The following is a 14,734-nucleotide window of genomic DNA, read 5'->3' on the forward strand; positions in this document are numbered from 1 at the left end:
AAAAGCACCGCAGAGCGCCTTATATGAATCCGTTTTTTTCGGGATTAATGACTTGTGCAACGGTTACTTGTGTTGTACTCTGGCTTTTTCCGTTCTGCTAAGAAACCATTTTTAAAAACTTAATAGAAGGGAAATATTTCAATTTTTTTCCATCCTGAATTCGAAACGTATTGAGCATTATGAAAGTAATATTTGCTAAATACATAAGTATCCAAATGATTTTTGCATCTGTCCAATGGTCATACCCAAAATTTACGTATGACCCATCGTTAATAATATTTAGTATTGGCTCAATTAATGAAAATAAAAGAGGTTTGATGAATAAAGGAATAAGAAAGAACAAGATTACCCAGGTAATTTCAAAGTTAATTACCTCTTTAGCTATTCTATCGATATCTTTTATCTTGTCTTTTTTTGAAACCCACATTAAGGTTGGCACTAATATTCCGAGTATTGGAAAAAATATGAATGTTAGGGCTGATAGGTTTAATTTCTTTAGAAAATCAATATCTTCCACAGCAGTCCATTCTAATAGTTCATTGGGACTGACTTTCAAAGCAACGGCCAATTTTTGGCATGTATCTCCATTTGGAGCGGTTTCGCCTTTTTCGATTCTTTGGATAGTCCGTATGCTTAAACCCGATTCTTCAGCCAGAAACTCCTGAGATATTCTTTGAATGTTTCTAAGTTTCTTTACTCGATTACCTAAATTTTGTTCCTGCATAATACTTAAGTTAATTATTATGAAACAAAATTATGAAGTCCTACTCTTTTTGATAATGTCATAATACCGACATCTTTACGACATTTTTGTCAATATCCATTTTGGTTGGCTTGTACTAGGTTTATTTATAGCCCTAAGCTTTTTCAAGCTTGCGTACAACGGTTTAGCTCGTATGTTTGGTATTTAATATGAAGATAAGATATTTAGAACAATGAACTGGTTTAAAAAGGAGAGTGATTTCGAGGTTCGGCTAGATACATTTAGATGATATCGTTGCATTGGTTTCATACTCTTCTTAAGCTAATGCTTTAAATCATTAGCTTAGATATTTAATAACAAGCTTAAATAGAAGGGATAGCGAGTTCTCGGCCAGATACATTGAAAAATGATATCGTTTCATAGAAATCCCACCCTTCTATAATTTTCTTAGAGTCTGAACAGTACCTAGATCCTATAGAGCAGAGATCGAATCAAATGCGAGCAAAGATGCTAAAGAGAATTCAAGCTTTAAATAAATGATATGGAAAAGCGTTTAAAACAAAGTTTAGGTATTGATGTTTCAAAGTTAAATTTGTCACTGTCCTTAGGTTTTCTAACAGATACCTTAGCGAAAGAGTTTCTCTCACATGAAGATGTGTCAAATGATGTGTCAGGCTACAAAATGCTTTTGAAATGGTTAAAAAAATCAGTTGATAGTAGTGTTGATTTTTTGATAGTTATGGAAGCTACAGGAGTGTATCATCAAGGTATAGCGCATTATCTGCATGATAAAGGTTATGCTGTTAGTGTGATGCAGTCAGGTCGTGTAAAGCGTTATGCGCAGAGTTTAGATCAGCGTTCAAAGACAGATGCTTTAGATAGTAGAATGCTCAGTATGCTGGGTCTGGAAAGGAATATCCGTCTTTGGCAACCGCCCAGTGAAGAGCTACAACAACTAAAAGGTTTGAGCAGGGAGCGTAGCTCTTTGTTAAAGGATAGAACGGTAGAGACCAATCGTCAAGGCGCTATTTCGTGTAGTGTTCATAGCAACTCCAAAGCTTTGAAAAGACATAATAACAGATTGAAGCTTCTCAAGGCCCAGATAGCCATTATCGAAGAAGAGATGCAAGAATTGGTATCTAAAAGTGAAGAGCTGGAAAGAAAGATCGGTTTTCTGACCAGTATCCCTGGTATCTCTTTCAAATCAGCAGCTGGTGTAGTAGGGGAGACCTTAGGTTTTGAATCCATAGTGAATGCAAAACAACTTACAAGTTATGCAGGTTATGATGTCGTGTTAAGAGAATCTGGTAATTTTAAAGGCAAGACTAGGATTAGTAAACGAGGTAATAGTCACATCAGGGCGGCATTACATATGCCATCGATGACTTGTGTGCGTTGTAATCCAACATTGAAGGTTTTTTACAATAGACTTAAGCCTAAAAAAGCAAAGCCACTGGTGGCCTTGGTAGCGGTCCAGAGAAAGCTGTTGATATTGATGTACACCTTATGGAAAAACGAAGAAGTTTACGATGCAAAGTTTGAAACAAAAAAGCAGCAAAAGCATGAAGCCCTTGCTGCGCAGGATAACAAATTGATTGCTCAACTTGTTTCCTAAAATTTTAAAGAAAAAACTTGTTTTTTAACGGTTTAGCTAAGCGTAGTGCGGAGGCAAGGAAACCTTTTGTTTCCGTCGTAGCACGAAGCTAAAGCTTATTGTTTAGTTTTATTTTTTACTATCCAAAGCTAAATCAATAAGATTTAGCGACTTCATAAATATACACAGACCATTCGGTTTTGCCCTAAAGTCCGCATTAAGTTTAGGTATTGTTAGCCACTGGCTTTTCTCTATATTTGATTATAAAGTTAATTATGAACACGTATATTTTAAAAGTCCCTTCGTCTCAAAGAGCCGAAGATTGGTTCAAATTTGTTAACGAAAGTATTCAAAATACGGATGATATAGATTCTTTGGTGGTGGACTTCAATGATGTCCGATTTATGGAGACGGATGATTCATTCTAGCATGTTTAATTGAAAGTTTTTACATTACCAAGTGTGATATATCATTTACAGGAGGAACGGAAGGTTTCAATAATCATTTGTTCAATATCAAGTTTAAAGAATATTGGAAAGATGGTTTTGATAGAAGCAAGTTCACTTTGTCTTATAATCAAACGACATTATGTTTATGGAAGATTTCCGAAAATATGATATACTCCTATTCAATGTATGCAAGAAAGTATTTTGAAAGATTTACTGATAATAAGGATTTAATTCCAATGTCAGCCAATATGGACGAAGTGTTTAACAATATTTTTGACCATTCAAAATCTCCAGTTACTGGTTATATTATAACCCAATATTACCCAAGGAACAATAAAATATCATTTTCTGTTTGTGATTTTGGTGTTGGAATACCAAATTCAATCAAAAATGCTAATTTGGAAGACAGCCTCAATTATGAAGGATGGAAAGCAATTTTGAAGTCTTTAGAAAAGGGGTTTTCAATAAAATCAACACCAAGAAACCGAGGTTTCGGTTTGAATAATTTATTAGAGCTAACTGAAAGCTCCAACGGTGTCCTTCAAATAATATCTAATGATGGTTTAGTATTCAAAAAAGCTGGAGAAATGTATAAGGCTGGTAATTTAGATTTTAACTTTAAAGGAACCTTAATTAAGGTAGAAATTGACCTAAATACCTTTGAAGAGAAGGATGAAACGGATGATATATTCGGCTTTTAGCAAAAGTTTATTATATTTATGTATACTTTTGCACGGAATTTGAACGTTATGATTTAAATATTTTTTCTTATGAAAACCTTGATTTTAAAAGACATAGTGAAAAATTCAAGTTCAGTAGATGAGGGTTTTGTTTTGTTCAATCATTTGAAAAATGCTTTTCTTAACAATCAAACAATCATTTTACAAGTTGATTCTGATTTGTCATTATCGTCATCTTTCCTTAATTCTTCGGTTGGTGAATTCCTAGACGCTTATGGTTTTTCTAATTTTAGAAAGACTCTAAAATTCAAGGGGTCGAAAACTCAGTTCGAAAGATTTAATAAATATATCAAAGAATATAGAGATTTGTTTTTGGCCTAATTTGCTGATAGCTTGTGCCCCAACAACAGAATATAGTAACAAGTTTCTATATACCTATTTTAAAAACTAAGATACCAAAATCACAAATAGGTACTTACGGGAATCTGTAAAAGACTATTCATTTCTATAATGTGATGATTAAATTTTTGGGAAACCAATAGAAAAATAAATAATGGACTTCGACTGCGCCCAACCTAACATATTTTATTCGTAAAAATGCAACAACACGCCTTGGAGCTACTGCCAGAAATACATACTTTGCTTATCTCAAAAAAAAACTCCGACCTACTGGCCGGAGTTTTTATACTCTTTAATCCTTTGGTTCCGGGGCCATGACAAAATCGTCCATAAAAGCCGTGGTATAGTTTCCGGCCAGATAATCCGGATGTTCCATCAATTGTCTATGGAAAGGAATCGTTGTTTTTATACCTTCGATGACAAACTCGTCCAAAGCGCGTTTCATCTTATTGATCGCCTCTTCGCGGGTCTGTGCCGTAGTAATCAACTTGGCGATCATGGAGTCGTAGTTGGGCGGTATGCTGTAACCACTATATACGTGGGTATCCATACGCACACCATGACCTCCAGGAATATGAAGGGTGGTAATCTTACCCGGTGAAGGCCTAAAGTTGTTGTAAGGGTCTTCCGCATTGATCCTGCACTCTATAGAGTGTAGTTTGGGATAGTAGTTCTTGCCCGAGATCGGAACACCTGCCGCCACTAAAATTTGTTCCCGGATAAGATCATAATCAATTACCTGTTCCGTAATCGGATGCTCTACCTGAATACGTGTGTTCATTTCCATAAAATAGAACTTCCGGTGTTTGTCTACCAAAAATTCTACGGTACCGGCTCCTTCGTATTTTATATATTCCGCTGCTTTTACCGCAGCATCGCCCATAGCATCGCGAAGCTTATCCGTCATAAAAGGAGAAGGGGTCTCCTCCGTAAGTTTTTGGTGCCGTCTTTGTACCGAACAATCCCGTTCGGATAAATGACAGGCTTTGCCGTACTGGTCGCCCACCACTTGTATTTCTATATGTCTGGGCTCTTCTATGAGCTTTTCCATGTACATACCCCCATTTCCAAAAGCCGCGGTAGATTCTTGTACGGCACTCTCAAAAAGCTCCTCCATTTTATCTTCGGACCAAACGGCTCGCATTCCTTTACCACCACCACCGGCCGTAGCTTTGATCATAACGGGATAGCCCATTTTAGCGGCTATTTTTTTGGCGTCTGCAACATCTTTCAATAGCCCTGCAGACCCTGGCACACACGGGACTCCTGCCTCTTTCATAGTAGCCTTGGCCGTAGCCTTGTCTCCCATGCGGTCTATTTGATCGCCCGAAGCGCCAATAAACTTAATATCATGCTCCGCACATATTCTGGAAAATTTGGAATTTTCGGATAAGAATCCGTACCCCGGATGTATAGCATCTGCATTGGTAATTTCGGCAGCGGCTATGATGTTGGGGATTTTAAGGTAGGATTCACTACTTGGAGCGGGGCCTATGCAAACAGCTTCGTCCGCAAAACGCACGTGCAGGCTTTCTTCGTCTGCCTTGGAGTAAACGGCCACGGTCTTAATGCCCATTTCCTTGCAGGTACGTATTACGCGCAAGGCAATCTCTCCTCTATTTGCTATCAGTATTTTTTTGAACATAGTATTTGAGTTTAAGAGTTTATGGTTTAGTAGTCCAGTGCACCAATATCAACCTATTACACCGAGAACAGTAAAACTTCTAAACTTAACATTAAGATGGGTCTACCAAGAATAAAGGTTGGTCAAACTCAACAGGGGAAGAATCATCTACCAATACCTTAACTATTTTTCCAGAAACTTCGGATTCTATGTCGTTGAACAATTTCATTGCCTCTATAACGCACAATACATCTCCTGCAGCAATTGTATCGCCTACCTCAACGAACAAAGGTTTGTCAGGAGCCGGTTTTCTGTAGAATGTTCCAATGATCGGGGATTTGATCGTAATATATTTAGACTCGTCATCGGCGGCAACTTCGCTAGTAGGGGCAACCGGTGCAGCAGGTGTTTCCGCAGGTGCAGCAACTGGCATAGCGGCCGTCATTTGTGGTTGTGCCATAGGCAGGGATTGCACGTATGTAGGCTCGTTGGAGCCAAGGCTTCCGGTACGAATCGTAATTTTAATATCGTCCGTTTCCAATTTTACTTCACTTGCGCCAGATTTGGCTACAAATTTGATCAGGCTTTGTATTTCTTTAATATCCATAGTGTAAAATATGTATTTAGGTGGTGGTTTAATAAATTAGTAGGCCCATTTTAAATATATCGAGCCCCATGTAAAGCCGCCGCCAAAGGCAGCAAAAACAAGATTATCCCCTTTTTTGAGCTGCTTTTCGTAATCGTGCAACAGTAAAGGTAAGGTTCCAGAGGTGGTGTTCCCATAACGCTGAATGTTCATCATTACTTTGGAATGGTCCACGCCCATACGGTTTGCAGTCGCATCAATAATTCGCTTGTTCGCTTGATGTGGTACCAACCAGGCTACATCGGAACTACTTAGGTTGTTCTGGGCCATGATGCGTTCCGCTACATCGGCCATATTGGAAACGGCAAATTTGAATACCGTTTTCCCTTCCTGAAATATATAGTGCTTTTTATTGGTTACGGATTCTATGGTCGCCGGCATAATAGAGCCACCGCCTTCCATTCCAAGAAATAGTCTTCCGGAACCGTCTGCCCGTAAATATTCGTCCTGTAATCCCAGTCCCTCCGTATTCGGTTCAAAAAGTACCGCACCGGCACCGTCTCCAAAAATGATACACGTAGTACGGTCTGTATAATCCAAGATAGAGGACATTTTATCCGCGCCGATCAACAACACCTTTTTATAACGCCCGCTCTCTATGTAGGCCGCCACGGTAGACATTCCAAAAAGAAAACTGGAACATGCAGCCAATAGATCATAAGCAAATGCATTTTTAGCGCCGATCTCCGAAGCAACAAAAGCCGCTGTGGACGCCACCATACTATCTGGCGTAGCGGTTGCTACAATGACCAGGTCTATCTCTTCCGGATCGAGCTTTCTTTTTTCCATAAGGTCCTTGGCCGCTTTAATGGCCAAATAAGAGGTGCCTTCCCCTTCTTCCTTTTTTAGGACCCTTCTTTCTTTTATTCCTGTTCTAGTGGTAATCCACTCATCATTGGTGTCTACCATGCCCTCAAGCATTTTATTGGTGAGAACAAATTGGGGAACATAGCCACCCACAGCGGTAATAGCAGCTGTTATTTTGGTCATATTTAAATTGCTTTTGTATAAAACCGTTCAAAAACAGGTCAAAAAGTGGTGAAAATTAAGAATTTTAGCTGACTTTTAACTTATAACCTATCGGTTTTTAAAAAAATACTGCTGTAAAAACCAAGGCTGGCGAAGATAATCCGTTATAATCCCCAAACTTTTACAATAGTATATAACGAAAAAAAACTCCCTACCCTGTTTAAAGGTGGGAGTTCTATAGCAAGATCAAAAGCTTCTATGCTTCTACATCTTCTGTTTTGTCGACCAATACCTGGCCTCTGTAATATAATTTACCTTCGTGCCAGTGTGCTCTATGGAACAAGTGCATTTCCCCGGTCGTGGAATCGGTAGCCAATGTAGGGGCGACCGCTTTGTAATGTGTTCTTCTCTTATCTCTCCTAGTTCTGGAAATTTTTCTTTTAGGATGTGCCATTATAAAACTTTATTTATCCGTTAATAGTTTTTTCAATTCGTCCCATCTTGGGTCGTTTTCTTCCGTATTCCCTTCTTTTTCTTTTGGTTGAAGCTCTTGGAGCCTATCCAGAACATCAGACTTTAAGGTGCCGTCCGCAATGCCGGGATGCACTCTTTTCTGAGGAACTGCCAGTACCGACATTTCATAAATGAACTGCGCCGTATCCAATTCATGCTCGCCGTGGGGAAGGATAAGGATTTCATCGTCCTCATCATTATATTCATCCCCGAACTTTACGATCAGTCTTAACTCCGAAGCTATAGCTTGGTCATAAGGTTCGCTTGTGATGTCGCAATTTACATTTACGCTGCCGGAAGCCTCAAAATCTAGCTCCATCATCGTAGATGCCTTGTTTAAAAGAACCGCTACACTGATTTTGGCATCGTTAAAATCATCGTATTCAAAAGAATCAAAGAACGTTTTATCAATTTCAAAATTAAAGTTGTGCTTTCCTTGCTTCAATCCAGAGAAAGGAATAGTATACTCCTTTTGCTTCATTGTGTACAACTTAAATTATAAACCTTACCTTAAAAGGCGGGTGCAAAGATACTATTATTTTAATAAATGCCAATAGTTATCAACTATTTATCTTGATGCGATTTAGCGTCAAAAAATGTTGCGGTCAACGCTTCATTCGTTGTTTTTTAAGGACGTTTTCCGTGAGACCTTTATACTCGGTCCTATTCTTAAAAATAGCGATTCCGGTAAACACTGCTTCTTTGAACGAACTATGGTCCGCCTTGCCCTGACCGGCTATTTCATAAGCAGTACCATGGTCCGGCGAGGTGCGTACCTTGTCCAGGCCGGCGGTGAAATTAACACCTTTACCAAAAGACAAGGTCTTAAAAGGAATAAGTCCCTGATCATGGTACGCGGCTAAAATAGCATCGAATTTCTTATACCCATCGGAGCCAAAAAAACTATCTGCGGAATATGGCCCGTAAACCAAATGACCATTATTTGCCATTTCCTTAATAACGGGTTTCAACACCTCGTCATCCTCTTTTCCTATAACGCCGTTATCCCCGCTATGTGGGTTTATTCCTAAAAGGGCAATGCGCGGTCTGCGAATACCAAAATCCATCATAAGGGATTTTTCAATGGTGTTTACCTTGTCGCGTATCAATCTTGGGATAATGGCGGAGGCCACATCCTTAACCGCAACATGATCGGTAAGCAGGCCAACTTTAAGCTCGTCCGTTACCATGAACATAAGGCTTTCGCCACCTAGCTCCTGTGCTAGGTAGTCTGTATGGCCTGGAAACTTGAATTCGTCGGATTGAATATTGTTCTTATTAATGGGGGCGGTAACCAAAACATCGATAACGCCCTCTTTTAATGCAGCTACGGCAGCTTTTAAGGATTGTATGGCAAACTTACCTGCCTCCTCGGTTGCCTCTCCAAACCGGATATTAGGGATTTCCCTCCAAACGTTCACAATATTTACTTTCCCATCTATTGCCTTGTCCGGAGAAGGTATGCCATTAAATACAATATTGATATCCAAAACCTTCATTTGGTGCGAAATGGTCTTGTTGGAAGCGAAAAATATGGGCGTACAAAAATCCAACATTCTACTATCCTCAAATGTTTTTAGCGCAACCTCACAGCCAATCCCATTCAAATCCCCAATAGATATCCCTAAACGTATTTTCCTGTTTTCCTCCATGATAATCTTTACCTTTGTATCCCCGTTCAAAACCGTTTTTTCAGTTTGTCCTCTCCAAAGAAGAGGTTAAAGGGCTATATCAAATCAATTTATTGTGCCATTTAAAAGCAAGCACAAAACTACTTAATAAAAACGATACATGTTTACAGGTATTATTGAAACCTTAGGAGAAGTCGCTCGTTTGCATACGAACGCAGGCAATCTTGACATTACCATAAAATCCAACATTACGTCAGAACTAAAAATTGACCAAAGTGTAGCGCATAATGGGGTTTGTTTGACCGTAGTGGCGATCGAAGGAGACCATTATACTGTAACGGCAATCGAGGAAACGCTACAAAAGACAAGTCTAAAGAATTTAAAGGTCGGTGATCGCGTAAACCTTGAACGGGCAATGATCTTGGGTTCCCGCTTAGACGGCCACCTAGTTCAAGGCCATGTAGACCAGACAGGGGTCTGTACAAACGTTACAGAGAAAGATGGTAGTTGGTTTTTCTCTTTTGAATATGACCCATCTAAAGGCAACCCGACCATTGAAAAAGGATCCATAACTATTGATGGCACCAGCCTTACCGTGGTAAATTCAGGTGTAAACACCTTCCAAGTGGCCATTATACCCTATACATACAACAACACAAGGTTCAATTCCTACGAGAAAGGTACAGTTGTGAATCTTGAGTTTGATGTAATCGGGAAGTATGTGGCGAAGTTGATGCAGGTTCGCGGCTAGAAAGTAAAAATTTTGGCATAATTCAGGGCTAAAAAAGTTAATTCTATCTGTGGCCATATCGAGCGCAGTAGAGATGCTTGGGGTGTTATACTTGTATTATACCAATTTAACTTCTAGATGTCGCATAAAATCAGTTTCTTTTTTAGCAAAAGCTCATTCCCAAAGAGGGAGTGAAAAATCTACCCTTTTAAGAATGAAGATTACTGTTCAAAAAAACCGATAGAAGATCCTATCCAGGTTTCTTCTGTATTATGGGAAACGTTGATCAACTCTCCTTTGCTCATACGACCTAAATTTATGACAGGTTTTAGGCGGTCGTTTTTCTTGTCCCAGATGTATAGGATGCGTATTTCTCCTTTTGAATTTTTTTCGGATTTAGTCTTTATGGCCGACGCGTAGGTTACTTTTTCTTGAAGAATATAATTTTCCTTATCTGAAATGCCAGCAATTTTTTCTTTTGTAGGATGAAGGTCTATCCCTAATCCCGCAAAAGAAAACAACGGTTTCAGCACATAGCTCTCCAGGTCGAAATCCTTTGGAAAATCATTTAGATAAAAAGAATTTGGAATGTTGGCATGCTTTAATTTGGGCATCACACATTTAGATATCATAAAAAACCAATCTGGATGCGTTACCCAGTCCACATCTACATCGTCATTAAGGTTAAACTCCGTTTCTAAATCTTTTGTGCGTTCGATTTCATCAAAAATAACCCTGTTGTATATTCTTTTGATTTGGGTTTTTACCCCGTTTTTATCATAGAACAGGTTCTTGCCTTCCTTCTTTATTTTGGTCATACATACGACCTCTATGCCCAATGCTTTTTGTGTAGCCCAAAAATCGATTCTGGTCTTTTGTTTCTCCGGGTATAGCTCCATTAAGACTACATGTTCTGGCTGCTCGTTTGCAAGGATCACATCACGCACCTCGTTTATATATTGATTTTCGTCCAGGCCACTAAAAAAGTAATGAAGTCCCTCTTTGGGCATGGTGGGGTAATTGTTCATAAATGCCTTTCCTAAAAAAGGCTGGTAAAAAAACAAGGTAGGAAAGGCCTGCAGCTCTATTAATTGAGGCCTAATGCCACCGTTACCGTCTTCGCAGAGTCCAAAATCTATGGCCAAGAAGTGCGGCTTTTCGATTTTTGAGGGAGATTGAATTTGCTTGGGCACGAACTGCTCCCTGATCTTTTCAAAATCCAACCGCCACAATTGGTCTATGATACTTTCACAGGTATCAAATATTTCACTCTTAACTTTTTTATCTATAAAAATAGGGGTTTCGGACAAACGGAAGGCAGTGCCCTCGCCGTAGGTCTCTTCTACTTCTTTCTTTAGGTTTTCGTAATACTCTTCCTTAAATCCCGCATTGAACTGTTCCCTTATTTTTGAGATCATAGTAGTTGCGATTTTGTTGCTTCAATTGCTTCAGCTGCCAGCTTCAAAAACCTAGGGATAATAACGGCGTTTGTTTTCATAATTTTATCATCATCGTTAAGATGTTCCAACATGTCTTTATATTTTCGTTTTCCATATTTCTTGATCACTATCGCTTTTTTGTCCTCCCGTTTAAAATAGTGAGTCATACCTGCTGCATCTGCCTCTGGGTGAAACTGTGTGCCAAATATCTCATTTGAAAACCGTATCGCCATTACTGCGCGTTCCAAAGCCACATTGGGCCGTTCCTTCTCAATACACAACACCTGACCGTCCAAACTGTCCAACTTCCATTCCTTTGGGCCTACCACCTGGTAATCTCTGGAGTCTACGGCGTAGAAGGGGTCGTCCAAGTCCTGGAACAGCACCTCGTGCTGCCCGCTTTTTGTCTTGTGCATAGGCAAAACTCCGAAAGAAGTAGATCTACGTTTGGTCACCTTGGCCAAATCCCAGTGCAAACAAGCCATTTGAAAGGAATGACAAATTAAAAACATGTGCTTTTTATTGGGCTTGGAAAGATTGTGCAGCAATACCGCATCCAAAAAATTAAAATAGGCGTTCTCCCATGGTTCGCCCATAACCAAAGGGGTGCCCGGACCACCGGACGATATAAACATATCGTAATCCTTTAACTTGGGAATCTCATTTTTTACACGGACATCAAAAACATCATAACTCCCTTTAATGTGCTTCTGGTCCAGAAATTGTTGCACCAACATATTTATACAGCGCATTCCTTCATTAGGGCGTCCTGCATTCATGTCCAAAACAGCAATTTTATATTTTCCTTGCATGTACTTATTGTCTAACTAATTTAAGAGTAGGTCTGTATACGTATCCATCCTATCAATGGCTAAATCTATAAGCCTTTCTTAGTTTGGGCCACTACGTATTCCATTACTTTTTTAAGGTCCTTGGTATCCTCATATACTTTTAATTGCCTGTCCGCTCCCGAGCCCTGTTCCAGCATTTGGTATACATAGTTTACCTCTGTACGGCAACCCAGTTCATCTACCACATCATCTATAAACTCTAACAGCTCGTTGATCAATGTTGGAAAAGCGACCTCTTCCTGCCTGCCAAAATCTATCAACTTAGCATCTACTCCCCAACGCGCGGCACGCCACTTATTTTCATTAATTAAAATACGGCGATACGACCTAAAACTTTGGTTTTTTTGGTGTAGCTTGCTCAACTTGGCAATGATGCATTGCATGAGCGCGGCGATACACACCACCTCATCTACAGTCATGATCATATCACAAACACGGAACTCAACGGTTGGATAAAACGGATGCAACCGGATGTCCCACCATATCTTTTTGCCGTTGTCTATGCAGTTTGTCTTTACTAATAGATTCACAAATTCATCATACTCGGAAACGCTTCCAAAATAAGGCGGGATACCTGTTCTCGGAAATTTATCGAATATCTTGGAACGGAAGGATTTAAAACCCGTTTCCCTACCTTCCCAAAACGGCGAATTTGTTGAAAGTGCATATAGATGTGGTAAAAAATAGCGGGCCACGTTCATAATATGCAAACCCTCTTCCCGGTTAGGTATGGCGACATGTACATGCATTCCAAAAATGAGGTTGGAACGCGCCACATCCTTCATTTCTTCAATAAGCACATCATATCTTGGGTTCGGTGTTATTAATTGCTCGCTCCAATGAGAATACGGGTGCGTGCCAGAGGCTGCTACCGCCAACCCTTCTTTTCCGGCCAATTCAAAAATCTGTTGTCTTAAATACGAAACCTCATCCCTGGCCTGACCAATATTTTCACAAATATTAGTACCCATTTCTACCATGGATTGGTGCATTTCCTCTTTAATCCGCTCTTTTAAAAATACTTTTCCGCCATCAATGATCTTCGACATCTGGGAATGAAGCTTTAAGCTGTCGCTGTCCAGAATTTGAAATTCTTCCTCTATTCCCAGTGTGAATTTATGCATGATGGTGTGTGCTTTTGGTATGCTTTTCTATTTTGTTTTCTTAGCTGTAGTTTTTGCCTTTGCGGGCGCTTTTTTTACCGCCGCAGCCTTTTTCAAAGGTGCTGCTTTTGCTTTGGCAGGTGCCTTTTTAACTGCTTTTTTCGCAACTGTTTTCTTGGCCACGGGAATCTTTTTGTCGGTAACGATTGCTTTTTTAACTACAGTCTTTTTTGCTTGTGCAGCTGTTTTTAAAGTTACTTTTTTTGCCGCAGGTTTTAAAGGTGTAGACGCATTGGTAACATAAGAGCCCCAAGAAGTTCCGTTTTTCTTTGGCTTATGTGCTTTTGCTTTTTCTATGGCGAGCTTTGCGGAATGCTCCACGATCCAGTCAAAATTCTCTTGTCCTACAGAATTGATATCGGCATCTGGCGCTGGGTTACAAAAATCGATTGCATAAGGAATACCGTTACGTATGGCGAACTCCACCGTATTAAAATCATAGCCTAGTGATTTGTTTAGCCTTAACGTATAATCCGTAATTAGTTCCATTAATTTCGTATGCTCTGCTCCTTTCGTCTTTGGCTCTGTAGCATAACGTGCATGAAACTCGTTTCTAGGCTCATAAGGCATAATGTGCACATATTTTTGACCTAAACAGTATACTCTATAATAATCTTCAAACTCTATTTCTTCTTGAAGCATCATTACCAACTGCCCTGTTTCTTCCAAACACTTAAAAAGGTGGTCTGCATTATCAACTTTGTATACGTTTTTCCAACCACCACCATCGTGCGGTTTCATATACGCTGGAAAGCCTATATAATTGAACATGTAGTCCCAATCCAACGGTGCTTTTAAGTTTCTGAAAGATGTTTCAGAAGTGTCGTCCGGTCTTTCCTTAGACGGTAACAACACCGTCTTAGGAACGGGAACCCCTAGTTCCATTGCCAAACAGTTATTAAAGAACTTTTCGTCCGCACTCCACCAAAAAGGATTGTTGATTACCGCAGTTCCCATTAAAGAAGCATTCTTTAAATAGGCGCGATAAAAAGGAACACTTTGAGAAATACGGTCAATGATCACATGATACCCGTAATCTATACCTTGCTGTAATTTGTCTATTTGAACGGCCTCTGCGATTACCTCGCCTTTGCCCATTTCATTTACCTTATCAATAAAGGCCCATGGAAAAGTGTCTTCCATTCCAAATAAAATACCTACCTTTTTTGCCATAATTTTGTTATTTACTTTCATTCCCGCACTTGCGCTGAAACCATTTCAGTAAAGGCTTGAATCTCTAATTTATATTTTGATTTTTTACTTGTAAACTTACCTAAGTAAACTACCTCGGGGCAAGCCCGCGAGGCATTCGAAGGAAACGAACCTTTAATTTCGAGGCAAGC

At 39.6% G+C, this 14,734-nt stretch carries 15 protein-coding genes and 1 pseudogene; 5 read left to right on the forward strand and 11 right to left on the reverse strand.

Going from position 1 to position 14,734, the window contains the following annotated elements; translation table 11 throughout:
- Positions 1-97: 97 nt before the first annotated feature.
- Positions 98-724: a DUF4870 domain-containing protein gene (locus tag ACFQZJ_RS19235; protein WP_379936600.1), complete on the reverse strand. Its 627-nt coding sequence runs from the start codon at positions 722-724 to the stop codon at positions 98-100.
- 520 nt (positions 725-1,244) lie between these two features.
- On the opposite strand from ACFQZJ_RS19235, the gene ACFQZJ_RS19240 reads away from it, so the two are divergent.
- The 4 genes from ACFQZJ_RS19240 to ACFQZJ_RS19255 all read left to right on the forward strand — a co-directional run bounded on the left by ACFQZJ_RS19240 (position 1,245) and on the right by ACFQZJ_RS19255 (position 3,807).
- A complete protein-coding gene (locus ACFQZJ_RS19240; RefSeq protein WP_379936601.1) occupies positions 1,245-2,318 on the forward strand; it encodes an IS110 family transposase in 1,074 nt (357 codons plus the stop codon).
- A 254-nt stretch (positions 2,319-2,572) separates the two neighbouring features.
- Complete coding sequence (locus ACFQZJ_RS19245; protein WP_379936602.1) at positions 2,573-2,725, forward strand: hypothetical protein; 153 nt, start codon at positions 2,573-2,575, stop codon at positions 2,723-2,725.
- Positions 2,726-2,928: 203 nt separating this feature from the next.
- Positions 2,929-3,447, forward strand: coding sequence for a hypothetical protein (locus tag ACFQZJ_RS19250; protein ID WP_379936603.1), 519 nt, complete (start codon positions 2,929-2,931; stop codon positions 3,445-3,447).
- Between the two features lie 69 nt (positions 3,448-3,516).
- The gene (locus ACFQZJ_RS19255; protein WP_379936604.1) at positions 3,517-3,807 is read left to right on the forward strand and encodes an STAS-like domain-containing protein; all 291 of its coding nucleotides are present in this window, start codon (positions 3,517-3,519) and stop codon (positions 3,805-3,807) included.
- Between the two features lie 310 nt (positions 3,808-4,117).
- Here the strand turns inward: ACFQZJ_RS19255 and accC are convergent, their stop codons facing one another.
- From accC to pdxA, 6 genes are all read right to left on the reverse strand, one after another.
- Positions 4,118-5,470 (reverse strand): acetyl-CoA carboxylase biotin carboxylase subunit, encoded by a 1,353-nt coding sequence (gene accC / locus ACFQZJ_RS19260; RefSeq protein ID WP_379936605.1) that lies wholly within the window; start codon positions 5,468-5,470, stop codon positions 4,118-4,120.
- A gap of 91 nt (positions 5,471-5,561) precedes the next feature.
- Positions 5,562-6,056: an acetyl-CoA carboxylase biotin carboxyl carrier protein gene (gene accB, locus ACFQZJ_RS19265; protein ID WP_379936606.1), complete on the reverse strand. Its 495-nt coding sequence runs from the start codon at positions 6,054-6,056 to the stop codon at positions 5,562-5,564.
- 36 nt (positions 6,057-6,092) lie between these two features.
- Positions 6,093-7,085 (reverse strand): beta-ketoacyl-ACP synthase III, encoded by a 993-nt coding sequence (locus ACFQZJ_RS19270; RefSeq protein ID WP_379936607.1) that lies wholly within the window; start codon positions 7,083-7,085, stop codon positions 6,093-6,095.
- Positions 7,086-7,320: 235 nt separating this feature from the next.
- Positions 7,321-7,518, reverse strand: a complete 198-nt coding sequence (gene rpmF, locus ACFQZJ_RS19275; RefSeq protein ID WP_379936608.1) for a 50S ribosomal protein L32 — start codon at positions 7,516-7,518, stop codon at positions 7,321-7,323.
- A 9-nt stretch (positions 7,519-7,527) separates the two neighbouring features.
- Positions 7,528-8,058, reverse strand: a complete 531-nt coding sequence (locus ACFQZJ_RS19280) for a YceD family protein (RefSeq protein WP_379936609.1) — start codon at positions 8,056-8,058, stop codon at positions 7,528-7,530.
- A 124-nt stretch (positions 8,059-8,182) separates the two neighbouring features.
- Positions 8,183-9,229 carry a 4-hydroxythreonine-4-phosphate dehydrogenase PdxA gene (gene pdxA / locus ACFQZJ_RS19285; protein ID WP_379936692.1) on the reverse strand — a complete coding sequence of 349 codons (1,047 nt, stop codon included), beginning with the start codon at positions 9,227-9,229 and terminating at the stop codon, positions 8,183-8,185.
- Between the two features lie 139 nt (positions 9,230-9,368).
- Here pdxA and ACFQZJ_RS19290 point away from each other — a divergent pair, with 139 nt between their 5' ends.
- Positions 9,369-9,959, forward strand: a complete 591-nt coding sequence (locus ACFQZJ_RS19290; RefSeq protein WP_379936610.1) for a riboflavin synthase — start codon at positions 9,369-9,371, stop codon at positions 9,957-9,959.
- Between the two features lie 200 nt (positions 9,960-10,159).
- Here ACFQZJ_RS19290 and ACFQZJ_RS19295 read toward each other — a convergent pair whose 3' ends face one another.
- The 4 genes and pseudogenes from ACFQZJ_RS19295 to ACFQZJ_RS19310 all read right to left on the reverse strand — a co-directional run.
- Entirely contained in the window at positions 10,160-11,356 is a 1,197-nt protein-coding gene (locus tag ACFQZJ_RS19295; protein WP_379936611.1) for a hypothetical protein, read from the reverse strand.
- Positions 11,353-12,189, reverse strand: coding sequence for a type 1 glutamine amidotransferase (locus ACFQZJ_RS19300; RefSeq protein WP_379936612.1), 837 nt, complete (start codon positions 12,187-12,189; stop codon positions 11,353-11,355). The genes ACFQZJ_RS19295 and ACFQZJ_RS19300 overlap by 4 nt, the downstream gene beginning before the upstream one ends.
- A 65-nt stretch (positions 12,190-12,254) precedes the next feature.
- Positions 12,255-13,352 (reverse strand): carboxylate-amine ligase, encoded by a 1,098-nt coding sequence (locus tag ACFQZJ_RS19305; RefSeq protein ID WP_379936613.1) that lies wholly within the window; start codon positions 13,350-13,352, stop codon positions 12,255-12,257.
- Between the two features lie 267 nt (positions 13,353-13,619).
- Positions 13,620-14,564 (reverse strand): annotated as a pseudogene (locus ACFQZJ_RS19310) (ATP-grasp domain-containing protein); the annotation flags it as partial.
- Positions 14,565-14,734 lie beyond the last annotated feature (170 nt).

Source organism: Maribacter chungangensis (genome assembly GCF_042676845.1).
Classification (GTDB): domain Bacteria; phylum Bacteroidota; class Bacteroidia; order Flavobacteriales; family Flavobacteriaceae; genus Maribacter; species Maribacter chungangensis.